Genomic DNA, 24,661 nt, shown 5'->3' on the forward strand with positions numbered 1-24,661 from the left:
TTTAAACGAGGAGAGCCGCTATGCAACGCAAAATTCACATGCAGGATCAGGTCAGGAACAGGGTGGCCGAGATTATGGAGGATCGCCGGTCGGATTGCGTAATTGCTTGGGGTATGAAGGTTCTGGTGGTGTCGGCGATTATGTTGGTTGGGGTGGTTTGGTGATGGGCAAGTATGGGCATGTGGCGGTGGAGTTGGAAAGGATGTTTTAATGGACTACATTGGGTTTCGTTTCGTCGTCATCGATACGGATTCTGCTCAGGCCGTAGTTATCGATTTCCGTTATCCATTTTTCCTCGGCCTCCCCGATAGCTTTAAATCGTTCGCTCATTTCAATCTCGCTCAAATGATTGACCCCGGTTTGTCTCATCGCGTCGCGGTCCGATAACCTTCCAATTAACTGACTCCAAAAAGTGTTATCTTCGAACTCTTCAATATAATCTTCAGCCACGGATTCACCTGCGAATTCACCTGAAGTGACGTACTCCCCTCGTTCTTTATCGAAATCGACAAGAGCCTCGAAGCCCATCTCCTTGGCGTACGACATCAATTTTTGCATCAAATTTCTGTAGTCTTTGGTATCGGCGCGATCATCTGTGCTATGTGCGTGCAAGACCCAATCGGCGATATGGATCAAATCGAGCAATATCCGGTATTCTTTTTTCGTGAAGTTTATTTGCATGATGGGCGCAAAGTTTTAATCGTTAGTCTTAACAGGATTATAAACTTTCGTCGCGAATATTGCCGTATGAGACGGGCAGCGTGAAGTTATCGTTCCCAACAAGACTCGGAATCGGGAACTGGCACATTCAAATTACCGATCCTGTGCCTTTCTGTTGCAGTTTGGAGAACAACAACATCTCTGGCCGCTGAACAAGCATGTAAATCAGCATTGCCGACGACTGGATTGCTTCTCGTTGGATAAAACATTCATCTACAGCAATCGAAAATCGGTTAAAATCATTCCTTTTTATTCACTTAATAATTTAAGACTATGGCAAGACTGGGCTCAGAAAAGAACCCCATTATCGTTTGTGTGCAAAACAGTAAACGTGGCGAATACGTGGCAGAAACCTGTGCTTCGCAGGGTTGGCATTACATCATTGGTATCGAGCCGGATAAGCCGGAAGATATTACAGACCTGGAGCGCGCCTTAAATCCACCGGAACCGGCCAAGTCCGACAAAGTCGGTAGGAATGATCCTTGCCCCTGCGGTAGCGGCAAAAAATACAAGAAATGCTGCGGTGCCGCGGGTATTCTGGCTTAACGCTAACGGCAGCATGAATATACCTATCGCACTTCAAATCTCGGCATTGACGTATGGAGGCACCGGGGTGTTCGGCAAAGGCTTTGACAGCAGGGATGCTGTCACAGAGCCTACATGGACGTATTCACGGCGTCCTTTGACGGACACCCCGGCGCCGAAATTTGACCAGCAAAGGGTATAGAGAATGCCGGTTGTTCATGTCTAGACTGGGAAGGACAAAACAATGATAGGGGAGCCGCCCGGCCGAGTTTCATATCGTCACCCGCTCCCATGTCATTGCCTTGCGAAAAACCATTGAAGAGAAAAAATTCTCCGACGCCACCATCCGCCGCAAGCTCTCGGCCCTGTCTTCCCTATTTGAGTATTTATACCTTTCGCAATTCAAATTTCGGCAGTGCCTGAGGAGGCGCCGGGGTGCTCGGCAAAGGCTTTGCCAGCATGGAGCTGGCATAGAGCCTACAGGGACGTATTCACGGCGTCCTTTGACGTGCACCCCGGTGCCGAATTTTGATCTACGATGGGTATATGTGAACAAAACGCTGTGAATCACAATCCGGTCAAAGGCGTCAAGCAGCCGGCCGCGAATAACAATGAAGGCAAAACCCCGGCCTTGAGCAACGATCAGGCCAGACAATTATTAGAAGCACCCCGGAAGAAACGATAAAAGGACAACGTGACCGGGCGATTCTCGCCGCCCAGCCTCTACCATGGGCTACGCCTCCAGGAACAGTGCAATCTTCGCGTCCTTCAGATCGATAAATTGCTCGGTATGATTACAGGAAAATTCAGAGTTCTTGCGGAAATGCGAGCAGCCCCAGAACTGCCCGTAAGGGCCTTTTCTCAAGCTGAGTTTGCCGCAGCACTCAGGACAAACCGGTTCGACATGATCGCAGCGCCGGTTTTCGCAGACCCGAAACCGGCCTTCTTGGCGTAAACCGCCGCCGCATTCGGGGCAGGCCGGTTCGGTATGCGTGCATAGCGGATATTGGTTGCATCCGAAAAAGCTGCCATGCCGGCTATCTTTCGGCACTAGGTAACCGGTTTCGCATTCGCGGCAGGAAATATCGGCCACTTTCTCCTGAAAACCCTCGCCGGTAAATTCGTCAATGCGAATTTCATAGCGTTGATCAACCAGTTCGCGGATAAAATCGGAAGCCTTGTCGGCATCTCCGATCAGGTAAACATGATGCCGAGCGCGGGTCATCGCGACATAAAATAAGCGTCTTTCCTCCGCATGGTCGAATGCTTCGGCTTTCGGTAGTAATAGCTCCACTAACGGATGGGTCTTTTTTTCCGACGGAAAACCGTTTTTGCCTTTTTCCAGTCCAAGTACGATCACATAATCGGCTTCTTTGCCTTTCGAGGCATGGACCGTCATGAATTGAATGGCAAGTTTGGGATACTGCCGTTTTAAGCTCGACAAATCCGGTTTTCTAAAATTGAACCGGGCCAAGATCAATACACTAGCCTGAACGGCGGTTTTGGCATTAATTGCCGATAATGCCGCATTCAGGCCGACCGGATCGAGCCGAGTCCGGATGAGCGAGACGGCTGCTTGTGCGATGACGGTATGGCTTTCGATTCGCTTGGCGATTTGCGTTGGGTTTTGCATGACAAAACGGGACGCTACCGCACCGATTTGGTTATTGAAACGAAAGGTTTGATCCAGAATGCTCAAGGCCGTATCGCCGAAATGTTCCTCGAATTCCTGGGTGATCGTGACATCGCTGCCGGTAAAACGGTAAATCGATTGCCAGTCGTCGCCGACGCAAAACAGGCTGTGGTTCGGGTTATGAGTTAGCAAAGCCTTGATCAGTCGGGCGCGGCTGGCCGATATGTCTTGAAATTCATCGACCAGAATATGCGTGTACGGCGAACGGAAGCGTCCGGCTTCGACATAGTCGATCGCCCGCCCGATCATGTCTTCGAAATCAATCGTATCGGTGTCGCGCAAATACTGTTGATAGGCTTCGAAAATGGGCTCAAACAAAAAAGCCGCCGCGTGCATGCGTTCATGATCTTCATGTTGCTTAGTCAGCGCGACCAGGCTTTTGATATTCAAATAGGCGGCTTTAAACAGCGCCAGCATCTGAGCCAGCAATTGACCCAGTTGCGAAATAAGGCCGAATTGATGCAATTGCTGAAGCAGTTCATTGTTGGGCAGCGGGTCGAAAACCACACCGGCTTGTTTCAGTTGCAGTTCCAGCGATTGCGTCAAAATGCCTTGTTGCTTCTGATAACTGTAGGTTTCGATCAGGGTGGTCCGATGTTTTCGATGCAAGGCCCGTTTCCACGCCATTGCCTCCAAATAGCTTTGCCGGTCGATAAACGGCGGCGTTTGCTGATGTTCGTCGACGGCGAAATGTTCGATATAAATACCGTAATCGGGCAAGTAAAAATCGGGCTGATAAACGCGATAATCCGGTCCCGAGGTGTTGATCTGATAATTAGCCTCATAGCGGTAGGCGATACGCTGCCGATAAAGAAAGTTGGCGATTTCGCATTCTTCGTAGCTTTTGACCAATTCGCCCTGCAGCGTGCGGATGTCGTTTTCGAGAATATAACGGTTATATTCGCCGAGACTTTTGAATTTGAAGGCGCTTCGATAGGGATGGCTGAAGTGCAAGAAATAAGTTACCAGTCGAGACTTGTATTGATCGTCTTGCAGCAACCTTTGGATTTGTTCGTCGACAAACCGGGTGCGAAGATGCTCGTCCTCAGCCATTTTGTCAATGGTCGGCGCAGTGCCTTCAACCTGGGCAATGATATGTTTGCCGAGGCTGTGAAAGGTTTTTACGGTCAGCGTATCGATGCGAAGTTTTGCTTGTATTCGCTGCTCCATTTCCTCGGCCGCTTTGCGGGCGAATGCCAACATCAGGATTTGTTCCGGCTTTGCTAGTCCTGCGTTGATTAAATATCCGGCACGGCCGATCATCGTACTGGTTTTGCCGGTACCGGCGCCGGCCAATACCAGATTGTGCTGTTCGTCGATCACGCAGGCGCGGCGCTGATGGGTCGTTAACGGATTGCTCTCCACGTCGTCGAAAAAGGATTTAAATGCCTCGATTTGACGTTCGATATAAGTTTCATTCAAGCGCTCGACCGCGTCGTATCCGTGGTTTAACAAAGGGCGGATGAATTGCAGGGCTTGTGCCGTATCGGTCGGTAAAAAGCGTTGTATATTTTTGCGCTGAATGCCTTTGACCAAGTCTCGATGCGTCTTCAGCCATTGCCGTACGGCAATTCGGCGGATATAGCGATCTCCGGAAAACCATGGGCGCGCCTGTTGATAAGCGCTTTCTATTTCCGGAACCAGGCGTTGATAAAAATCGTGGAGATATTGGCGGTTGGCTTGCTGCAAGTCGGTTTGCAAGCGTTTCGATCGTTTTTTAGCGATGCCGCCCATGCGCACGGTCTCGCTGTTCTCCTGATGAAATGCCAGTACATCCCAGAAGTAGCCCGGCTCCAAGACGATGCCGCTGCCGATCGCCAGATGAGCAATTCGGAGCTGTGTTTCGCCTTTATGCAAGATTATGCCGTCTTCGGCTAAAGACAACTGGTCATGATTGGCATGCGAGGCGAATAATGCGGCCAAGCGGCTGATTCGGTAGAGGAATGATGTTTTCAACGAAGTATTCAAGGACAATCCTTTGCCTGTGCTTTCGTGCTCTTATGCGACGATATGCAAGGCAATATAAGGCACGAGATTAAACAGAATGATGCCGATTTTGTAAAGCGCCATGCCTGCGTAATGTATGGCGTCGAATTGTTCGACCGGCAAGCGAAACCAGTGCCCGTGTAATCGATACATCCAATCGTGAGCGGAGATAAAGAGCAGTCCCCACAAAAGCAGCACGCTGAAGTTGATTATGGAGCACCATAAAAGGACGTCACGTATTAGTTCAATGTTCATGAGCGGGTCTCCTGTGATGGTTAAGGGGAAAATAATATACCTATCGTAGATCAAAATTCGGCACCGGGGGGCCGTCAAAGGACGCCGTGAATACGTCCATGCTGGCAAAGCCTTTGAAGAGCACCCCGGCGCCTCCTAGGGTACTGCCGAAATTTGAAGTGCGAAAGGTATAACTAATTAAATATTTTCGTGATTTTCGTGGACAAAATGCTTCCTGATTAGCAAGTTTCTTCAGCTAAAGCCCAAAGATCAGCATATCCCCTAGCAGGACGGGGTTTGCAAGCCATGCGCGTCAAGCTAAAAACGGCCAACCCACATCACGCTATTTCCCAAGCTCCAGCTTGGGAAAGACACCCCGGAAGCTCCAGCTTCCTGAGACCGACACAACCTCCGCACATTCTGAATCAAACCCGACTCGCTCGCTCGTTCAATCTTTCTTGATTTTCGGGAAGCTAGAGCTTCCTGAACAGGTTACCCAAGCTGGAGCTTGGGTAACAGCATATTTTAGTTTTTGCGACTACGACTGGTCCTTGCTCGGATACTTGGCCTCGGCAAGCTGAAGCATCTTGCTAATCAGGAAATGCTTTGTCTAGGATAATCGATGAAAGCATGAAGATGCCCGAATCTTGAGATGATTTTAGAGCTCCATAACTAGCATCGGTATGCCGTAACTGGCAATAAAGTAGGCAATCGCTGAAATAACGCTTGGCGTTGCCGTGTACAAAAAGACTTGACGGAAAATATAACTGATAACTGCAATATACCAAATGACTAAAAACACGCTGATCCCGATTGATATTTCTTCTTGATATTCAACATGCCTCATTACCATAACAACATCCAGCACTTCAGCGGCAATCGCCAGGGTGATGATAAAGTTTTCGCAGACAAAAATGGCAGTGAAGACTTGTTTAAAAAATTGCCATTTCTTCATCGTCAGCAAAAAAACAGTGATAAATGAGAAAGCCATTATGGTCCTCATCAATACTTCCAATGTACCGCTGACCGGATCGGAAATAAGCCCCTCGACGATCATGCCCGAAACAAGATAGAACGCCAAGTTCTTCATTACGAATGATGGTCCGGGGATTAAATTTATAGGGTTTTGTCGGAACAAACAAAGCGAAAGATAGTTGAGTAATAAGTTCATCGAGGGTTTATTAAGGTTAAAAAATAGGGCAGGCCAGCTAAAAATAACCGATTTTTTTTATTTTTGACGTTTTGCTTTTTGTAAGTATTCAGATCCTCCCTGCTGTTTCCGAAATTACGGAGACTGTGAGAATATTCAATATTGCGAAATAACCATGAAGAACATGAATTCATAGTCATATGAATAATTAGATTGTTGATTTTATCGTCTTTTTCTTCATTGTTTTCATGTTCTTCATGGTGAATAAATTGTTTTATGATGTATTCGCCGATAATTTTCACAGTCTCTACGGTTTGGGAACCTCTTTATGTAAGCTCTTGCTTACCGAGCGAAAAAAAAGGTATTTTCCCACGGATTACAGTAAATAAATATGGATTATGCTTAGCGCGTAAATATTCAGTCCCCCCTTTTTTCAAAGGGGGCAAAGTTCCATCTTGTTTTAGATGCAGGGCGTGTGAACAATTTGTTTCAGAAAACCGAAAATGTGGCCGCGCGAAGGATATGGATAAGATATAAGTCTAAAAAAAGCAGATGAGTACCTCAAGCTACCGTTCGCCCTGAGCCCTTCGGCTGCGCTCAGGGGAGCCCTGTCGAAGGGTGTGAGGGGTAATTTGGGCTTCACCAAGCCGGTGAAAGTGTTGTAGACCCTTCATGCTTCGACTTGGCTCAGCACGAACGGTCTACAACACATGCCAACTGCTCTTTTTGGGATGAGCGACAAATGGTTTATTTTAACGATGCGGCTTTATTATGGTCATTAAACGAATGCTTTCGATACTGTTGCCTTATTTGTTGTTTCTTCTGGCTTTATTTATATGGCAACGAAACCTGATTTATTTTCCCGGAAAGCAGTCGTTAGCTAGGCAACAAGAGCTGGCGCAACGGCTAAATCTGGAACTTTGGCCGGCAAAGGAAAGCTATCTTGGCTTGATGTCTAAATCGACTATGAAGGGCAGTAAAGGAACGGTTATCGTGTTTCACGGTAATGCGGGAAGCGCGATCAATCGGGGTTATTACTTCAATGCATTGGAAAGGCTGGGATACCGGGTTATTGTTGCGGAATATCCGGGTTACGGCGCAAGATCGGGATCGCCATCGGAATCGGGATTGATCAGCGACGGTATTGCCATCGCAACACAAGCGAGGGACGATTTCGGCGACCCCATTTTTCTTTGGGGCGAGTCGCTGGGTAGCGGTGTGGTCGGGGGAATCGTGCATTCCGGAAAAGTCCCGATTAAAGGCATTGTCCTGATGACGCCATTCGACAGCATGGCTAACGTTGCGCAACACCATTATTGGTTGTTTCTGGCTAAATGGCTGATTCGCGACCGCTTCGATAATCTCAAGTACCTGCACGGCTACAGCGGCAATACGGCCATGGTGATTGCCGAAGACGACCAAATCATTCCGAATCGCTATAGCTTGAATTTATATGACTCTCTTCAATGCCATAAACGGCTGTGGTCGTTCAAAAATGCCGATCACAACAGCTTGCCGCTGGCTCCGGAACTGCCGTGGTGGCGGGAAGTGATGCACTTTATCGATGAAGCTGAACAAGTGATTAGCGAGTAAGGATTTAGTCGTAAATAACTTCCCTATTTTACGGAGGGTTCGGTTGCTCGATTGGCAGGTGTCGGCGGCAGGGAAAGCCGCCGTCAAGCCTACACGGACGTATTCACGGCGTCCTGCCAAGCGAGTTACCGAATCCTCAACAAAGCGCATAGTTCCAGGACGTTATTTATTACGAAATCCTAAGGTTAGTAGGGTTTTAAAATGATTTGATTGCGCGCATCGTCGAACGTCATTTGGAAGCGTCCTAAAAAGCTCATACCCAGCAAGCCGCTCGATTGTAATTTATCGTCCGCAATGAAACTCACATCCACGTTATCGGCTTGAGCTTTGCCGATAACGACCGATTTAAGCTTGCCTTGCATAATTTCGACTCTGCCGTTCGCAGTTTCGCTGAATCCAGGTTGTAAATTTCTGTCGGTAAAACCCAATGCGGATTGAAGCGAGGCGGGTAAGACAAGGGTGGTCGCGCCGGTATCGATCAGCATATTGGCTTTCAGTTTGGTGCCGTAAGGCCCCGATAACTCGGCCTTTACCAAATGATGCGAACCGCTGCGGGTGGTTTTGATGGCATAACTGGCGTCGGTCTTGGGTTTTTCAACAACTGCAGGAGGCGGCGTGTTGTCATAGCGCTTGATGCTGGTGATGATGATTTTTTCGATATCTCCTTGATTGTTAAATAATTGAACAAAGTTATAATCACTTAGCAATCGTTTTAATTGTTGATCCGGTGTGCCGCTAAGACGAAGGGGAGGGCCGTCTTGGACTAAGTGTAAATTCTTTATTGTTATGCTCTGCGCATGAATGATTTGTTCGAGTTGAGTTTTAAGGCTATCGGCTTGTGCGATGCCGAGCGTTAACATCAACGCTAACAGGGTGGCAATGATCGAGTTTTTTCCGGACATAGCGTGCCGCCATAAGGTGCTAAAAAAATTTGAGCCTAAAATCCGCGTCCGGGTTTCACAAATAACCAATTTTAATAAGACAAGTGTTGACAGGCGCGGCAAAACAACGTTGGATTGTAAGGGTTCGTCTCAAAAAAATCATTAAGTCGCTTTTTATGCCCTATCAAAAAGCGTCGATGTCATAAACCATTAATAACTAAAACAAGGCAAACATCGATGAATACAGGACAGTTGATTACTTATTTCACCCCGGTTTTCGGGTTATTAGCGCTATTTTTTATCATTAAACGTTCGGCATGGGTTAGCAAACAGGATGCCGGTAATGAACGAATGACACGGATCGCAGGCTTCATCGAAGATGGCGCCATGGCCTTTCTCAAGGCGGAATACCGGGTTTTATCTATTTTTGTCGTTCTAGTCGCTATTTTGTTGGGTTGGATGGGCTCTTTGTCTGACGATTCATCCTGGATGATTGCATTATCATTCATATTAGGCGCGTTTTGTTCCGGATTTGCCGGTTTTTTAGGCATGCGCATTGCCACCAAGGCCAATGTCAGAACGACGCAAGCGGCCAGAACGAATATCGGTAGCGCATTGCGGGTGGCCTTTGCCGGCGGTTCGGTGATGGGCATGTGCGTGGTCGGCCTCGGCGTGTTAGGACTCAGTTTGCTGCTAATCGTGTTTTCTTCGATGGGATGGGAAATTGGCCGCATCGTCACGGTGATTACCGGCTTTTCGTTCGGCGCGTCTTCGATTGCTTTGTTTGCCAGGGTCGGCGGCGGCATATACACCAAAGCGGCCGATGTCGGCGCGGACTTGGTGGGAAAGGTCGAAGCCGGGATTCCCGAGGACCATCCACTGAATCCGGCGACGATCGCCGATAATGTCGGCGATAATGTCGGCGATGTTGCCGGAATGGGTGCCGATCTTTTCGAATCCTATGTCGGCTCCATTATCGGCACCATGGTGCTGGGCGCGGTATTGATCGGGACAGTCGGATTTGAAGCAGACAACGAATTCGGCGGATTGAATGCCGTGTTGTTGCCTTTGGTGCTAGCCGCTGTAGGTATCGTGACATCGATTATCGGTACATGGTTTGTGCGTATCAAAGAGGGCGGCAATCCGCAAAAAGCTTTGAATCGCGGCGAACTGGTGTCGGCATTATTCATGCTTTTAGCAACTTATGGGATCACTCAATGGATGTTGCCGGAATCCTGGCAAACCGGCTCGGGTGTTTACACTTCGATGGGCGTTTTCATCGCTATTATTATTGGCTTGGCATCAGGGCTGGCAATAGGCGCGATTACCGAATTTTATACCGGAACCGGAACCCGCCCGGTAAGAGGCATCGTCGAGCAATCGCTGACCGGGTCCGCGACCAATATTATTGCCGGGGTCGGAGTAGGCATGCAGTCGACCGCAGTACCGATTATTATTATTGCCGCCGCCATTATTGGAGCTTATGAATTCGCCGGTTTATACGGCATTGCCATAGCGGCGGTGGGGATGTTGTCCAATACCGGCATTCAATTGGCGGTCGATGCTTATGGGCCCATCTCCGATAATGCCGGCGGCATCGCCGAAATGGCGGCCTTACCGAAAGACGTGAGAGAGCGGACCGATAAGCTTGACGCAGTCGGTAATACGACCGCGGCAATCGGTAAGGGATTTGCGATCGGTTCGGCCGCATTGACCGCGCTGGCATTGTTTGCCGCTTTCATGACCACCGCCAACATTTCCAGTATCGATATTTCCAAACCGTATGTCATGGGCGGTTTATTTTTGGGCGGCATGTTGCCGTTTCTATTTTCATCGTTAGCGATGGCGGCTGTCGGAAGAGCGGCGATGGATATGATTCAAGAAGTGAGACGACAGTTTGCCTCTATCCCCGAGTTGAAAGCGGCGCTCGAAGTCATGCGTCGCAACGAAGGGAAGGAATTGGATCAATGGAGCGAGGCCGATCAGCTGGTTTTCAATAATGCGGACGGCAAAGCGGAATACAGTCAATGCGTCGCGATTTCAACACGGGCCTCGCTTCGGGAAATGGTGGCTCCGGGCTTATTGGCCGTTGTTTCGCCGGTTGTCGTGGGATTCGGCGGCGGCGCTGAAATGTTGGGCGGTTTACTGGCCGGCGTAACGGTAAGCGGGGTGTTGATGGCGATTTTTCAATCCAATGCCGGCGGCGCTTGGGACAATGCCAAGAAAATGATCGAAGCCGGTGTGGAAATTCAAGGGCGCACCTATCGTAAAGGTTCGGAACCCCATAAAGCGGCGGTAGTCGGCGACACGGTCGGCGATCCGTTCAAAGATACTTCGGGGCCTTCGCTGAATATCCTGTTGAAATTGATGTCTGTGGTGGCATTGGTAATTGCGCCGATGTTGTGATGGGCCTAAGACGATTTCAGGCAAAAAATATTCCGTTCTAAGTGTCTTGTTGATGCCGTAAAAGACCGTTCAGCCTACAACAGATCTTAGGCGAACGCGGTCTATTACCACAGCAATTCCCAGTTTGAGCAGTTTCGCCGATTTTAGGGTGTGGGGTATGCCTGTCGAGGAACGCCGTAAACCTATCCATGGGGGCTTGGCGGCAGCTCGAACGCCAAGGATGGCGTGAATGCGGATTTTGCATGGAGCAAAAATCTGCCCTGCTGCCGACATCCTCGCCAAGCATACCCCACACCCTTTTTGATCTCCAAATTGGGAATTGCTGCTATTACCAGGCTCAAGCCTATTTAGGATTTGGTCGTAAATACCCCTCTATTTTACTGTGAAAGTTCGTAGATATAGACCCTTTATCTAATTTTTCGATATACGGCGCTCGACAGAGCAAATGCCGGTTCCGGAGAGGGTGCGGTTGCTCGACCGACAGGCGTCGGCGGCAGGGAAAGCCGCCGTCGAGCCTACAGGGACGTATTCACGGCGTCCTGTCGGGCGAGTGACCGTACCCTCCCCACCAGAGAACTTTCATTTGCCGGGGCGATGGCCAGGCCTTCATGAACGTTACGGAGGGTTCGGTTGCTCGATTGGCAGATGTCGGAGGCAGGGCAGATTTTTGCTCCTGCAAAATCTGCATTCATGCCATCCATGGCAATTAGTCGCCGCCGTCAAGCCTACACGGACGTATTCATGGCGTCCTGTCAAGCGAGTTACCGAACCCTGCACGGCGAAACCGTTCTAAACTTCTTGACTTTGGTATCGCAATATAACCTTTCTCGAATTCTCTGTCATGCGTAGGTAATCGAATACCCGTCGTACATTACGCGCCAGCTTTTCGGTAGTGGCTGCCACACTGTCTTTACTCATGGACTTAATCAACCCTGCGGCAAATCTGCGCAGACAGGTTATGTTTTCAGGTCCATGGCCTTTGCTTATCCTGCAACGATCTTCATTCCAATTCCAATCCAGTAGGTAATGATGACTCTCAACGCCCCAATGATCTCTATTGAACTTGAGCACTTGTTCAGCGTTGGCGCTCATCGGCGAATGACTGGTCAGGCCGTAAGCCATCTCAAAGGTTTCTTGGCCGCTTTTTTTGTCGATGGTATGGCGTTGTATGGCAAATATTTGCCCGACGAAAGGGAAATCAAGGTAGTTGTTCAGGAGCGTAGACGTCCAAATAGAGCGTGACTCAATACGACCATGCGTTAAGGTGTAGGGCTCGCTATAGTCAGGCGCTTGGCGATTTTCAAAGGCCAGGCGAATATCCTGGGCGACTGTGGGTTGGTTGTCTTTGGCGGTAAATACATAATGGGCCTGCCGGTCTTCGACCAGATAGTGCGCCAGTTTACGCTGTGTTAAAAGAGCGTCGCCGGTGATCGTTTTATCGGCAATATTTGCCAGGGCATCCATAACCGGGATGAACATCCCGATTTCGTTGGTCTGTTTAAGTTCATCGCTTCCCTCTACAGGCAAAGCACCGACTTTTTTTGAGTGTGGCAGCGTCCCGTCTGATGCCCGACGACGCCCAGGATGTGTGTTTGACGACCGTCTTCATCAATCGCGTTACGCAGGGTTTTACCGTCGACGGCCAAGCCTTCGTCGGCTTCGGCGAATTGTTCGTTCCAGCCTTGCAGCGCAAGATCGAGTTGTGCGGGATCGACGCTAATTAAGGTTTCTCTAAAGGTGGTGCGACTGGGTACCTGATAACGCCCATTGCGTTTGCGACAGCCAAAACGGGCTCGCGCTTTTTGGCCTAAGTCATCCGCCCAGCTGCCAATCGCTTTATAGCCTTCCATTCCACAGAGCACGGCAGCTGTGGCAAGAGCCAGAATACACGGCAGAGAATGACGCTGTCCCTGCTTACGCCGCGGGTCAGGAATATCAAGAAAGAACTCTGGTAAAGTGCGCATTTGATCGGCGGTTAGCATGATTTTTGGTGCTCCATAGCCATAACAGGGGCTAAGCATAGGTTGCGACAAGTGAGTTTGAGCGCGCTTTTCCAAGGGTCTAACAAAAACCTGCTTGGGCTGTTGAGCGCTAGGGCTATAGCCTTGGCGAATCCGACGGTAACCACGGGTATCGCCGACATGCACCCAGTTAGAAGCACGATAAATCGTGCCATGAAACAACTGAGGATCAACGAAAGTTTCTAGCAATAATAAGGGGTAACCGAAGCGTTGCTGCCAATCCTGAGAAATTCGCCGTTCACATAAGGAAAGAACCCGGGACGCAAGGTTAGGATAATGGTGCTCGGGGAGAATCAGAAAGCGACTATTGTTAGCAATCAGGTGAAGGCGATCATATTGAACCCGATAGCTCCAACCGATCCACTGATCACGCGCTGCACATTTCCAGGCGGCGGCGGAAAAGCTGATGAGTGCCAGCCATTGATTATGATAGCTGGCGACATACCACAAGGTATGTCCGATCTTTGGTAAAGCACCCAGATAGTGGTGTGCCTTCATTAATGACTGAAAACGTTCCTGCTCTTCCGACTGAACTGGTTGTACGATGATCTCTTGAAGGTTCAAAGCGGGTATCCCAAACATAGAATGTCAGGATGCTTTATATCTGAAAAATGTAGGTTTGTCCAGGATTAGTTATATTTCATTGATTTATCATGTAAAGTTATAGAGAACTGTTCCGCCGTGCCGAACCCTGAACAACGCTCATAGTTCCTGGGCATTATTTATCACGAAATCCTTAGAGTTAGACTTCTAATTTCAGAACGGCCTGCTTGACCGGCTCGGCCAGGCCGTTTCCGTCTTTTCGGCAATAATCGATGATTTCGCGGCGCATCCGGGGTTCCCAGGCGCGTAGTAGATGATTTTTTATGCTCTCGACGGCGGCCTCCTTATCAGGGTCCGCATTGAAGAATTCGCCGATTGCATTGGCCATTTTGATGAGTTTTTCTATCTGCATGATTGTCTGCCTTTGTACGCGACAAAATTTTCTTAAAGGATATGATTCATAGGATTTATTGGCTACCCGTTTCAACCATGGTGGAGTAAAAAAGCTTTAGCTTTTTTAGGCAAAAGCTGAAGCTTTTGCACTCCTTTCCTACGTCCGATTCTTTCGTGCTTTTCGTGAAACCATTACAGGGCTAATTTCAAACCAAATCGGCTTCTCGGTGGATCAGCCGATGCGAATGGCTGTAGACGACATGCCGGTCTTCTCGGGCGAAGCCGACCAGCGTCAGGCCGGTCTCCTCGGCCAACCGTATCGCAAGTCCTGTCGGCGCGGAAATCGCGGCCAACAAGCCAATGCCGGCCACGGCGGTTTTTTGGACCATTTCGTAACTGGCCCGGCTCGTGACGATCACAAAACCGTCGGCCGGATTTCGTCCTGTCCTCAATAATGCCCCGATCAGTTTATCCAAGGCATTGTGGCGCCCGACATCCTCGCGTATGGTTTGAATGCCCCGGCCAGGCAAGACCCATGCGGCCGCATGCACGGCGCCGGTCAATCGGTTGAGTTGCTGATGCTGCGTCAACTCGTCCAATGCCGATAACAATTCGGCAGACGTTACCGAAGCACCGCCCGATACCGGTTCGGGATGACGGACGGCTTGTTGCAAGGTGCTAGCCCCGCACAAGCCGCAACCGGTCCGCCCGGTCAAGTTGTGGCCTTTATCGGCCATACCTTGCCTGCGCTGTTCGGGGATTTTAAGACGTACTTCGATGCCGTCCTTGCGGTTGTAAACCCGCGTGCTCAGAATCTCGGCCGGATGACGGACAATATCTTCGGTGATGCTGAAGCCGAGCGCGAACTCTTCCAAATTAGTCGGCGTCGCCAGCATCACGACATGCGGCACGCCGTTATAGACCAGCGACACCGGCACTTCCTCGGCGATGTAATCCTGTTGCACGCTATGCCGTCCGCCCTGCCAGCGCTCTACCGGGCATTGCCGATAACTCGGCCAGCCCAGTTCCCACGCAGATGATTCGGGTGCCGCAAGATCAAGCATGATGCGTGCCTTGCTCCAACAATTCCAATTGCTGCTTCGAAAAGTCGCTGTACTGTTTTTGCCATTCGGAAGGCTGCGTGACTTTCGATACTTGCACCGGGGTGACTTTGTATTCCGGACAATTGGTCGCCCAGTCGGAATTGTCGGTCGTGATCACGTTCGCGCCCGATTCCGGGAAATGGAAAGTCGTATAGACGACGCCCGGCTGTACGCGTTCGCTGATCAATGCGCGTAATACCGTTTCTCCGGAACGGCTCTTGATGCCCACCCAATCGCCGTCGATGATGCCGCGATCCTCCGCATCGTGCGGATGAATTTCCAGCCTGTCCTCGGCATGCCACGCGACATTTTCGGTTCGGCGTGTTTGCGCGCCGACATTGTATTGAGACAGGATGCGGCCGGTCGTCAAAATCAGCGGGAACATCCGCGTCGTGCGTTCTTCGGTCGCGACATATTCGGTCAGCATGAACAGGCCCTTGCCGTTCGGACGCATGAACTCATGGGCATGCATCGTAGGAGTACCCGCAGGATTTTCTTCGTTGCACGGCCATTGGATGCTGCCGAGGCGATCGATTTTTTCGTAGCTGACGCCGGCGAATGTCGGCGTCAGCCTAGCGATCTCGTCCATGATTTGGGACGGATGGCTGTAATTCATCGGATAGCCCATAGCATTCGCGAGCAACTGCGTGACCTGCCAGTCTTCGTAACCGGCCAATGGCTTCATGACCTTGCGCACCGGCGAGATACGTCGTTCGGCGTTCGTGAACGTGCCGTTTTTCTCGAGGAACGACGACCCGGGCAGGAAAACATGCGCGAACTTGGCCGTTTCGTTCAGGAATAGATCCTGTACGATCACGCATTCCATCGATCTCAAAGCGTGATGGACGTGTTGGATGTCGGGGTCCGATTGCGCAATATCCTCGCCTTCGACGTAGAGCCCCATGAAAGTGCCGTCGGATGCGGCATCGAACATGTTCGGAATGCGCAGGCCCGGCTCGGATTCGAGAATCACGTTCCAGTCATTCTCGAACAGACGGCGCGTGTCGTCGTCGGAGACATGACGGTAGCCCGGAAATTCGTGCGGGAACGAGCCCATGTCGCACGAACCTTGCACATTGTTTTGACCTCGCAACGGATTGACGCCGACGCCTTCGCGTCCGAGATTACCGGTCGCCATCGCCAGATTCGCGATGCCGATCACGGTCGTCGAACCTTGGCTGTGCTCGGTAACACCCAAGCCGTAGTAAATCGCGCCATTACCGGCGGTGGCATAAAGACGCGCCGCGGCGCGGACATCGGCGGCCGGAACGCCGGTGACCGCTTCGGCTTGCTCGGGTGCATGACGAGGATCGGCGATGAAGATTTTCCATTTGGCGAATGCCGCCGTGTCGCAGCGCTCTTCAATGAAGACTTCGTCGAGCAGGTTTTCGGTCACGACGACATGGCCGAGCGCATTGATCAGCGCGACGTTGGTGCCCGGGCGCAGTTTCAAATGATAATCGGCTTTGACATGCGGCGAGTTTTTGACCAGATCGATTTCGCGCGGGTCGACGACGATCAGTTTGGCGCCTTGACGCAGACGCTTTTTCATTAACGAGCCGAACACCGGATGGCCGTCGGTCGGATTCGCGCCGATGACCATGATCACGTCGGACTTCATGACCGAGTCGAAGTTCTGCGTGCCGGACGATTCGCCGAAGGTCTGCTTCAGACCGTAACCGGTCGGCGAATGACAGACGCGCGCGCAAGTGTCGACATTGTTGTTGCCGAAGCCGGCGCGAACCAGTTTTTGCACCAGATAAGTCTCTTCGTTCGTGCAGCGCGACGACGTGATGCCGCCGATCGAATCCTTGCCGTATTGGGCTTGTATCCGTTTCAACTCGGAAGCGGCATAATTGATCGCCTCTTCCCAGCCGACTTCCTGCCACGGGTCCGTGATGCTTTTGCGAATCATCGGCGTCGTGATGCGATCCTTGTGCGTTGCGTAGCCGAACGCGAAACGGCCTTTAACGCAGGAATGACCGTGATTGGCCTTGCCGTCCTTGTGCGGCACCATGCGAATCAATTGATCGCCTTTCATTTCGGCGCGGAACGAACAGCCGACGCCGCAATACGCGCAGGTCGTCACGGTGGCATGCTCGGGCGTGCCATGTTCGATCACCGATTTTTCCATCAGGGCCGCGGTCGGGCAGGCTTGCACGCAAGCGCCGCAGGAAACACATTCGGAGTCCATGAACGCCTCGTTTTGACCGGGCGAAACTTTGGAATCGAAACCGCGTCCGTCGATCGTCAAGGCGAAGGTGCCTTGCGTTTCTTCACAGGCTCTGACGCAACGCGAACAAACGATACATTTGGACGGATCGAAACTGAAATACGGATTGCTCTCGTCCTTGATCGCTTGCAAATGATTTTTGCCTTGCGGGTTGTAGCGTATTTCGCGGAGGCCCACCGCGCCGGCCATGTCCTGCAGTTCGCAGTCGCCGTTCGCGGAACAGGTCAAGCAATCAAGCGGATGGTCGGAAATATAGAGCTCCATGATGCCGCGGCGTACATGGGCCAGGCGCTTGTTCTGAGTGACGATCTTCATGCCTTCGGCGACCGGCGTCGTGCAGGATGCCGGCATGCCGCGCGCGCCCTCGATTTGCACGACACACAAGCGGCACGAGCCGAACGGTTCGATGCTGTCGGTCGCGCACAATTTCGGAATGTCGATGCCGATGCCGGCCGCAGCGCGCATCACCGAAGTGCCGGCCGGCGCGGTCACCTGAAATCCGTCGATTTCCAGTGTGACCAGTGTGTCTGCCTCCCTGGCGGGGGTTCCAAAGTCTTTTTCTTTATTCAGGGACATGTTAGTACCTCCGGTGGGGTCAAGCTGCGCTGGCTTGTTCTGTTATCCCGAAGTCTTCGGGAAAGTGATTCAATGCGCTCAGTACGGGGTAGGGCGTCATGCCGCCGAGCGCGCATAACGAACCGTTCAACAAGGTGTCGCATAAGTCGCGCAGCAGCGGAATGTTTTTATGGAGATCGCGGCCGGCGATGATGTCTTTGATGACCTCTTCGCCGCGCGTCGATCCGATCCGGCACGGCGTGCATTTGCCGCAGGATTCGATCGCGCAGAACTCCATGCTGTAGCGCGCCATTTCGGCCATGTCGACGGTGTCGTCGAAGACGACGATGCCGCCATGACCGACGACGGCCCAAATCGCCGCAAAGGCTTCGTAATCGAGCGGCGTATCGAATTGCGATTCGGGCAGGTACGCGCCCAGCGGGCCCCCGACCTGCACCGCCTTGATCGGCCGACCCGATGCCGAGCCGCGGCCGTACTCGTAGAGCAGCTCGCGCAGGGTCAAACCGAATGCCAGTTCGACGAGGCCCGGATATTTGATGTTGCCGGCCAATTGAATCGGCAGCGTGCCGCGCGAACGGCCCATGCCGAAATCGCGGTAATACTCGCCGCCCTTGTCGAGAATGATCGGCACCGAGGCCAGCGAAATCACGTTGTTGACGATGGTCGGCTTGCCGAACAAGCCGCTGATCGCCGGCAACGGCGGCTTGAAGCGGACCAGGCCTCGCTTGCCTTCGAGACTCTCCATCAGCGAAGTCTCCTCGCCGCAAATATAGGCGCCGGCGCCCAAACGCACTTCGAGATCGAATTTTTTACCGCTGCCTTGAATGTTGTCGCCGAGATAGCCGGCCGCATAGGCTTTCGCAATTGCCGTATTCAACGCCCGATGCGCATGCGGATACTCGACGCGCAAGTAGATATAACCCTGTGTCGCGCCGACCGCTAGCCCTGCGATCGTCATGCCTTCGATCAATACGAACGGGTCGCCTTCCATGACCATGCGGTCGGAGAACGTGCCCGAGTCGCCTTCATCGGCATTGCAGATGATGTATTTTTGCTCGCTCGGCGTATTGAGTACGGTGTTCCATTTGATACCGGTCGGAAACGCCGCGCCGCCCCGGCCGCGCAATCCCGAATCGGTCACATGCCGGACGATGTCGGCGCCGCTCATCGCCAGGGCGTTTTTCAGGCCGCGATAGCCGTCATAGGCCAGATAATCGTCGAGACTGATCGGATCGGTGAGACCGATACGCGCGAAGGTCAGCCGTTGTTGATTCTTGAAATAAGGGATTTCGTCGATCGGGCCGACTTCGAGCGCATGCGTGCCGCCGTTCAAGAAATCGGCATCGAACAGGCCGGAAATGTCTTTTGATTGCACCGGCCCATAGCCGATGCGGCCTTCGGAGGTCTCGACCTCGACCAAGGGTTCCAGCCAAAACATGCCTCGAGATCCATTGCGGACCAGCTTGATGTCCAACCCGCGTTTCTGCGCTTCCTTATCGATCGCCGCGGCAATTCGGCCTGCGCCTAATGCCAACGCGCCGGAGTCGTTCGGTACATAAACGGTCACAGTCATGACAAAGCCTCCCTCTCGTCGATCACGCTGTCGAATGATTCATTGGATACGCGCCCGTAAACATCGTTGCCGATCTGCATAGACGGAGAGCAGGAGCACATCCCTAGACAATACACGGGTTCTAGCGAAAATTTACCGTCCGGTGTCGTTTCATGATAGTCGATGCTTAGTTTGGCCTTGACATGTTCTTCGAGTTTCTTAGAACCCATCGCCTGACAGGATTCGGCTCGACACAAATGAATCGTCTGTTTACCCGGCGGTGTTTCACGGAAGTAATGATAAAAACTGATTACGCCGTGCACTTCGGCGCGGGATAGCTGCAATTCAGAAGCGATGACGGGAATACTGTCCGCGGGGATATAGCCCAATGCGTGCTGAATATCGTGCAAAATCGGCAGCAGCGCGCCCGGCTTATGCTTCAGTGCGCGGGTGATTTCCTTAACGGTGCTTTGCGTGGAAACGGTTTCGGTCATGGTGCCTCGCTTTCCGGTTCGAAAGCCGCTAGACGGCTATATCGAATATAGGTTTGATCGTTCTGAGAGAATATCACGTAATTTTTAAATATCAAAAAACACATAAATAAACATATTTATGCATAAATTGTTTGCTTATTAATTATAGGCCTAAAATCTTTAACGTAAAAATCACATTTTTTTGACGTTAAATCAGATTTTCTGATACATCCCGGTCCAACCTCATCCGCTTAGACCTTCATTGCGGAACGCCGTTAAGCTCGCTATATTGTTGAACCCTTTAGTTTTCCAGCGAGGCTCTCCCTTTGTCCGAGATGATGACCGTGCACGAGGTCGCCGATTATTTGCGCGTCAAGGAGCGCAAAATTTACGATCTGATCAACCAAAAGCAGATTCCGTGCACGCGCGTGACCGGAAAATGGCTTTTTCCGCGTTATCTGATCGACATGTGGCTGATGCAAAACAGCGAATCAGTTTCGCAAGACGCATTGCTGAGAAGCGCTCCCGAGATCGTCGTAGGCAGTCACGACCCGCTACTGGAATGGGCGCTCAGGGAAAGCGGTCGGCCGATAGCAATGCAAACGACCGGCAGCATGGAAGGCTTAAGCCGCTTCGCGTCCGGCGAGGCGTTGATCTGCGGCATGCATGTGCTCGACACCGCCAGCGGCGAATTCAACACGCCGGCTATCAAGAATGCACTTCCGGATCACGGCGTCGTAGCGATCGAATGGGCCTGGCGGCAACAGGGGTTGATCGTCGCGCCGGGCAATCCGCTAGAGTTGCATTCGCTCGAAGACATCGCCGAAAAAAAAGCGCTGTTGATCGACCGGCAAAGCGGTGCCGGCAGCCGGATTTTGCTCGATCATTTGTTCGAAAAGGCTGGAGTCGACAAGTCGCTTATCAAGATTGCTGATAAACCTGCGCGTACCGAAATCGACGTCGGCCTGACGATCTCGAACGGCAAGGCCGATGTCGGCATCGCAGTCGAGTCGGTCGCCCGGCAACTACGCCTCGATTTCATTCCGCTGACGAAAGAACGATTCGATCTGGTGATGCGCCGCTTCGACTATTTTGAGCCGCCGATCCAGAATCTACTGGAACTGACCCGTTCTCCCGCCTTCATCGAAAAAGCCGAAGAGCTGGGCGGTTACGATTTGTCCGGTGCCGGGAAGGTGGTATTGAATCTCAGGTAAATCCTTACGTCCGAGATTATGCCGACACTACTCCATCTGCCACAGTCATCCCGTAAAAAAGCGATTGTGTTCGCCCCTGGCGTGGACTACACTCTAGTTTTTTAGCCGAGCGGGTCGACCATGTACGCAACCAATGTCAGGAATTTAAAACGCAATCCTTCGGAGGCCCTAAGACATGCCGAAAAAGAACCGGTATTGATCTTAAAAGGCAATAAACCGAATGCTCTGCTGTTAAATTTAAAAAGCTCTCTAGGGGAGTTGAATGATCAACTCAAGCCCGCTTTGGCAGCCAGTTTATTTAAAGACCGAGTGTTGTCATTGGGAGCAGCCGCGCAAATCAGCGGTTTGAGCCTATCCGAATTTATCGACCATTTGACCCAGTTGGATATCGATGTTGTCGTGGCCGACAAACAAACCGCCAAGGAACTGGAAACATTGGATTCATGGCTATCGTCATAGCCGATGCCGGACCGCTCATAGCGCTGGCTAAAATAAATCAGCTTCAATTGCTGCCCGCACTTTTTGGCAAGGTATTGATGACTCAAGCCGTTGCCGATGAATGTTTACGGGGGCAATCCGCCGATACCCTCTTGATCGAACAGGCTTTGACTTCGGAGTGGTTGCAATGTGTGGACAATCCGGACTTTAAACACCCTTTATCGAGAAGTTTGGGATTGGGCGAGCAATCCAGCATTGAGTATGCCTTGCAAACAAACGGTAACGCATTGTTGATCTTGGATGATGCATTGGCGCGAAAACAAGCTTTGCGCAAGCAATTACTGATAGTCGGCACGGCAGCATTATTGTTTGCCGCACAACGAAAAACCTTGATTCCCGATGCCGAGGCTTTAATCGCCGAACTCAGACAGATGGGGTATCGAATTTCAGATGCTGTGATTGCCCAATTGAAGGAGGGTTGAGCTACCAGTTCCAGCAACTAGAAAACCGATCTCGCCGGTATCTTGCCGGGTTGCGTCGACGCTAAGCCGACTTATTCCGCTTTGCAAGACCCCCGCTTCATCAATCCGGCAATTAGTCCACGAAACACATGAAAGGCATAATCTGCAAAAACTACGATATGACTGCTTCTGATGGAAGTTTTTAGGACGCCATTTGTTATTTCGAAAGTGCACGATTTTAAGCGGTCGCGGTTGCTCGATTGACAAGTGTCTGCGGCGGGTTCTTTGCGGTGATGGCCGGGGGTGGTATCAGCAATTCCCAATTTGGGGATCAAAAAGGGTTTGGGGTGTGCTTGGCGAGGATGTCGGTAGCAGGGCAGATTTTTGCTGCATGCAAAATCTGCATTCACGCCATCCTTGGCGTTCGAGCTGTCGCCAAGCCCCCATGGATGGGTTTACGGCGTTCCTCGACAGGCATACCCCATACCCTAAGATCGGCGAAAATGCTCAAACTGGGAATTGCTGGGGGGTATGAGATTTCCTGATTAGCAAGATGCTTCAGCTTGCTGAAGCCAATTGTCCGAGCAGTGGCCAGTCGTGGCCACTTCTGCGGGACGGGTTATTTAACCCGTCCCCAACGTTTCGGTTTGCCCTTAACATTTCGGCTAACTTCGGCCAAAGTCAAAACGTTTAGGACGGGGTTGCAAACCCCGTCCTGCTAGGGATATGCTGGTTTTTGGGCTTTAGCTGAAGAAACTTGCTAATCAGGTGAGATTTTAGGTTTCGGAAGCATCGCGCACGCTTTCAAACAAATCGATATCCCAAGCGACCAAATCGCGGCGTATGGCATCGGCTCGCGGCCTCGGCAGTATACGTGCGAGATCCTCCCCGGTTATCACGCCGGATAGCGTCTGCGCTGACTTTGTGCGGAGATAATCCAAGGCATGCCAAGCCAGAATCGCAGCACTAGCCGCGGTTGGATAGGCGATGTAGGTCGCGCCGGCATAGGGCGAGTTCAATAATTCCGGGTAGCGTAAATAGCTCAGACCAACCGTTTCGATGGCGGTTTGACGTTCGTTACGCACCGTTTCGGATACGCGAATTTCAGCCGCCGCAGCAAAATGCGCTCGCCGAATCGTACCGCTGCGCAAATATTCCTCGATACGCCGAGGCTTGTTCATGCCCGGCAGAATTGCGCGGACCATCGCCTCGATCGTCATTTCCGGTCGGTCCGGCAGACTGCGTTTCGACAATAGATTGAGTTGAAACAGCGCTTTGACCAACTCAACTTCCGAGCCGCCAGTGTAGACACCGATCGATTCGATCTCGGGAAACGAACGGTGCAGGGACAACAACTCTTCCTGATATAGCGGATACTGCCGGCTCGAACTGGCTTCGTGAGGAAAATGATATTCGCGCGCCTCGCTGAACGGATCGAGCACCAACATGCGGCCGTCACGTAAGATTCGCGGGTGTTGCGCCAACTCTTCCAGTGCCACGACCGGCGACCAGGAAAAGACGATCGAATCCGAATCGATATCTTCGAGTAAATAAAGATCGATACTTTCCACTTCGAGATCTTTCCGGTCGGTCGCCAACAGGTCGTGCATCCGGCGGCCGATGAGAAAATTGGTGACGCCCGGCGACACGCCCATGTTGATCAGCGCGGCGATTCCGCGCTCGCGAAGTGCCGTATCGTAAGCATATTGCGCGAAAGTCAGCGTGCGCTCGGTTTTCGCGCCATAAATATCCGAAGCCAGATCCACGGTGTGTGCGCCGATTCGAAGCGCGAGTTCAAGCATGGCCCCGTTGAACTCCGGCAGCGCCGCGTTTACCAAAAATGTGGCGCCGGTCAGTTCTTGCTCGTGCGCAGGCTCCAACGCGAAGACCGAACTGAAATCCGAAAGCTTGATGAAATCGATATGTTCAAACAATTGCTCGGCATGAAAAAGCGCATCCCGGGCCTCATCCGGATTGCGAACATAAACGACAAAACGGATGGCTGCGCCGTCCCGCTCGGCCAATTCCGAAAAACAAATCAGCATTGCCGAACCCACCGCACCGAGTCCGAAGAACACAATTTTAATCGGCGTCATAGTATTCTCATCCGTTATCACGAGCGGGTGATTGATTTCCATGTTTGAAATCCTGTCGACTAGGCGATTTTGGAGAGCTGAAAGTACTGAAAGCGCAGGCGCTTGTCAAATACGAATGAGGGCTTCACGAATTTAATTCAAACGGTGCGCCTTATATGTCAGGGCAGGAAACTAACACGTAGAAGGAGGTAGCGTGTAGGCTGCGCATCGCGCACCCTACGGCGCTCATGATATCCTGGAAACTGTTGATAATCATAGGTTATAAAGCGCCAGGTATTCTCTCAAAATCCATAAACCTAAAAAGAGCAGTTGAGAGCCTCAAACTACCGTTCGCCCTTCGACAGGGCTCTCCTGAGCGCAGCCGAAGGGC

At 51.5% G+C, this 24,661-nt stretch carries 21 protein-coding genes; 8 read left to right on the forward strand and 13 right to left on the reverse strand.

Annotated features, from left to right (window positions below; all coding sequences use genetic code 11):
- Positions 1-20 precede the first annotated feature (20 nt).
- Positions 21-164, forward strand: a complete 144-nt coding sequence (locus EQU24_RS22185; RefSeq protein WP_017841219.1) for a hypothetical protein — start codon at positions 21-23, stop codon at positions 162-164.
- Positions 165-207: 43 nt separating this feature from the next.
- Here EQU24_RS22185 and EQU24_RS01390 read toward each other — a convergent pair whose 3' ends face one another.
- Entirely contained in the window at positions 208-681 is a 474-nt protein-coding gene (locus EQU24_RS01390; RefSeq protein WP_138767053.1) for a hypothetical protein, read from the reverse strand.
- Between the two features lie 312 nt (positions 682-993).
- Here EQU24_RS01390 and EQU24_RS01395 point away from each other — a divergent pair, with 312 nt between their 5' ends.
- Both EQU24_RS01395 and EQU24_RS23180 read left to right on the forward strand, forming a co-directional pair.
- Positions 994-1,266, forward strand: a complete 273-nt coding sequence (locus EQU24_RS01395) for a PBPRA1643 family SWIM/SEC-C metal-binding motif protein (RefSeq protein WP_083877729.1) — start codon at positions 994-996, stop codon at positions 1,264-1,266.
- A gap of 541 nt (positions 1,267-1,807) precedes the next feature.
- Positions 1,808-1,930 carry a hypothetical protein gene (locus EQU24_RS23180; protein WP_279633405.1) on the forward strand — a complete coding sequence of 41 codons (123 nt, stop codon included), beginning with the start codon at positions 1,808-1,810 and terminating at the stop codon, positions 1,928-1,930.
- 48 nt (positions 1,931-1,978) lie between these two features.
- On the opposite strand, the gene EQU24_RS01405 is transcribed toward EQU24_RS23180, so the two are convergent.
- The 3 genes from EQU24_RS01405 to EQU24_RS01415 all read right to left on the reverse strand — a co-directional run bounded on the left by EQU24_RS01405 (position 1,979) and on the right by EQU24_RS01415 (position 6,329).
- Entirely contained in the window at positions 1,979-4,894 is a 2,916-nt protein-coding gene (locus tag EQU24_RS01405) for a UvrD-helicase domain-containing protein (RefSeq protein ID WP_235726413.1), read from the reverse strand.
- Between the two features lie 42 nt (positions 4,895-4,936).
- The gene (locus EQU24_RS01410) at positions 4,937-5,179 is read right to left on the reverse strand and encodes a DUF6868 family protein (protein WP_014146718.1); all 243 of its coding nucleotides are present in this window, start codon (positions 5,177-5,179) and stop codon (positions 4,937-4,939) included.
- Positions 5,180-5,816: 637 nt separating this feature from the next.
- Positions 5,817-6,329: a hypothetical protein gene (locus tag EQU24_RS01415; RefSeq protein WP_014146719.1), complete on the reverse strand. Its 513-nt coding sequence runs from the start codon at positions 6,327-6,329 to the stop codon at positions 5,817-5,819.
- A gap of 750 nt (positions 6,330-7,079) precedes the next feature.
- On the opposite strand from EQU24_RS01415, the gene EQU24_RS01420 reads away from it, so the two are divergent.
- Positions 7,080-7,901, forward strand: a complete 822-nt coding sequence (locus tag EQU24_RS01420) for an alpha/beta hydrolase (RefSeq protein WP_017841212.1) — start codon at positions 7,080-7,082, stop codon at positions 7,899-7,901.
- 185 nt (positions 7,902-8,086) lie between these two features.
- Here the strand turns inward: EQU24_RS01420 and EQU24_RS01425 are convergent, their stop codons facing one another.
- A complete protein-coding gene (locus EQU24_RS01425) occupies positions 8,087-8,803 on the reverse strand; it encodes a retropepsin-like aspartic protease family protein (protein WP_017841211.1) in 717 nt (238 codons plus the stop codon).
- Positions 8,804-9,019: 216 nt separating this feature from the next.
- Here EQU24_RS01425 and EQU24_RS01430 point away from each other — a divergent pair, with 216 nt between their 5' ends.
- On the forward strand, positions 9,020-11,188 hold the full coding sequence (locus tag EQU24_RS01430) for a sodium-translocating pyrophosphatase (RefSeq protein ID WP_017841210.1): 2,169 nt from the start codon (positions 9,020-9,022) through the stop codon (positions 11,186-11,188).
- 789 nt (positions 11,189-11,977) lie between these two features.
- Here EQU24_RS01430 and EQU24_RS22670 read toward each other — a convergent pair.
- From EQU24_RS22670 to EQU24_RS01475, 7 genes are all read right to left on the reverse strand, one after another.
- Positions 11,978-12,715 (reverse strand): ISAs1 family transposase, encoded by a 738-nt coding sequence (locus EQU24_RS22670; protein WP_138767055.1) that lies wholly within the window; start codon positions 12,713-12,715, stop codon positions 11,978-11,980.
- Positions 12,706-13,773 carry a Druantia anti-phage system protein DruA gene (locus EQU24_RS22675; RefSeq protein WP_244310894.1) on the reverse strand — a complete coding sequence of 356 codons (1,068 nt, stop codon included), beginning with the start codon at positions 13,771-13,773 and terminating at the stop codon, positions 12,706-12,708. Before EQU24_RS22675 ends, EQU24_RS22670 begins: the two co-directional genes overlap by 10 nt.
- 178 nt (positions 13,774-13,951) lie before the next feature.
- Entirely contained in the window at positions 13,952-14,164 is a 213-nt protein-coding gene (locus EQU24_RS01455; protein WP_014146724.1) for a formate dehydrogenase subunit delta, read from the reverse strand.
- 187 nt (positions 14,165-14,351) lie between these two features.
- Positions 14,352-15,209 carry a formate dehydrogenase accessory sulfurtransferase FdhD gene (gene fdhD, locus EQU24_RS01460; protein ID WP_017841207.1) on the reverse strand — a complete coding sequence of 286 codons (858 nt, stop codon included), beginning with the start codon at positions 15,207-15,209 and terminating at the stop codon, positions 14,352-14,354.
- Positions 15,202-18,057 (reverse strand): formate dehydrogenase subunit alpha, encoded by a 2,856-nt coding sequence (gene fdhF / locus EQU24_RS01465; RefSeq protein ID WP_017841206.1) that lies wholly within the window; start codon positions 18,055-18,057, stop codon positions 15,202-15,204. Before fdhF ends, fdhD begins: the two co-directional genes overlap by 8 nt.
- A gap of 19 nt (positions 18,058-18,076) precedes the next feature.
- Positions 18,077-19,630 (reverse strand): formate dehydrogenase beta subunit, encoded by a 1,554-nt coding sequence (locus EQU24_RS01470; protein ID WP_017841205.1) that lies wholly within the window; start codon positions 19,628-19,630, stop codon positions 18,077-18,079.
- Positions 19,627-20,103 (reverse strand): formate dehydrogenase subunit gamma, encoded by a 477-nt coding sequence (locus EQU24_RS01475; RefSeq protein ID WP_017841204.1) that lies wholly within the window; start codon positions 20,101-20,103, stop codon positions 19,627-19,629. The genes EQU24_RS01470 and EQU24_RS01475 overlap by 4 nt, the downstream gene beginning before the upstream one ends.
- A gap of 314 nt (positions 20,104-20,417) precedes the next feature.
- Here EQU24_RS01475 and EQU24_RS01480 point away from each other — a divergent pair, with 314 nt between their 5' ends.
- The 3 genes from EQU24_RS01480 to EQU24_RS01490 all read left to right on the forward strand — a co-directional run bounded on the left by EQU24_RS01480 (position 20,418) and on the right by EQU24_RS01490 (position 22,216).
- Positions 20,418-21,296 (forward strand): helix-turn-helix transcriptional regulator, encoded by an 879-nt coding sequence (locus EQU24_RS01480; RefSeq protein ID WP_138767057.1) that lies wholly within the window; start codon positions 20,418-20,420, stop codon positions 21,294-21,296.
- 120 nt (positions 21,297-21,416) lie between these two features.
- Positions 21,417-21,755, forward strand: a complete 339-nt coding sequence (locus EQU24_RS01485) for a UPF0175 family protein (RefSeq protein ID WP_017841202.1) — start codon at positions 21,417-21,419, stop codon at positions 21,753-21,755.
- On the forward strand, positions 21,740-22,216 hold the full coding sequence (locus EQU24_RS01490) for a PIN domain-containing protein (protein ID WP_017841201.1): 477 nt from the start codon (positions 21,740-21,742) through the stop codon (positions 22,214-22,216). Before EQU24_RS01485 ends, EQU24_RS01490 begins: the two co-directional genes overlap by 16 nt.
- Before the next feature lie 755 nt (positions 22,217-22,971).
- On the opposite strand, the gene EQU24_RS01500 is transcribed toward EQU24_RS01490, so the two are convergent.
- On the reverse strand, positions 22,972-24,291 hold the full coding sequence (locus tag EQU24_RS01500; RefSeq protein ID WP_138767058.1) for a saccharopine dehydrogenase NADP-binding domain-containing protein: 1,320 nt from the start codon (positions 24,289-24,291) through the stop codon (positions 22,972-22,974).
- Positions 24,292-24,661: the final 370 nt, after the last annotated feature.

The organism is Methylotuvimicrobium buryatense, from assembly GCF_005931095.1.
GTDB lineage: Bacteria > Pseudomonadota > Gammaproteobacteria > Methylococcales > Methylomonadaceae > Methylotuvimicrobium > Methylotuvimicrobium buryatense.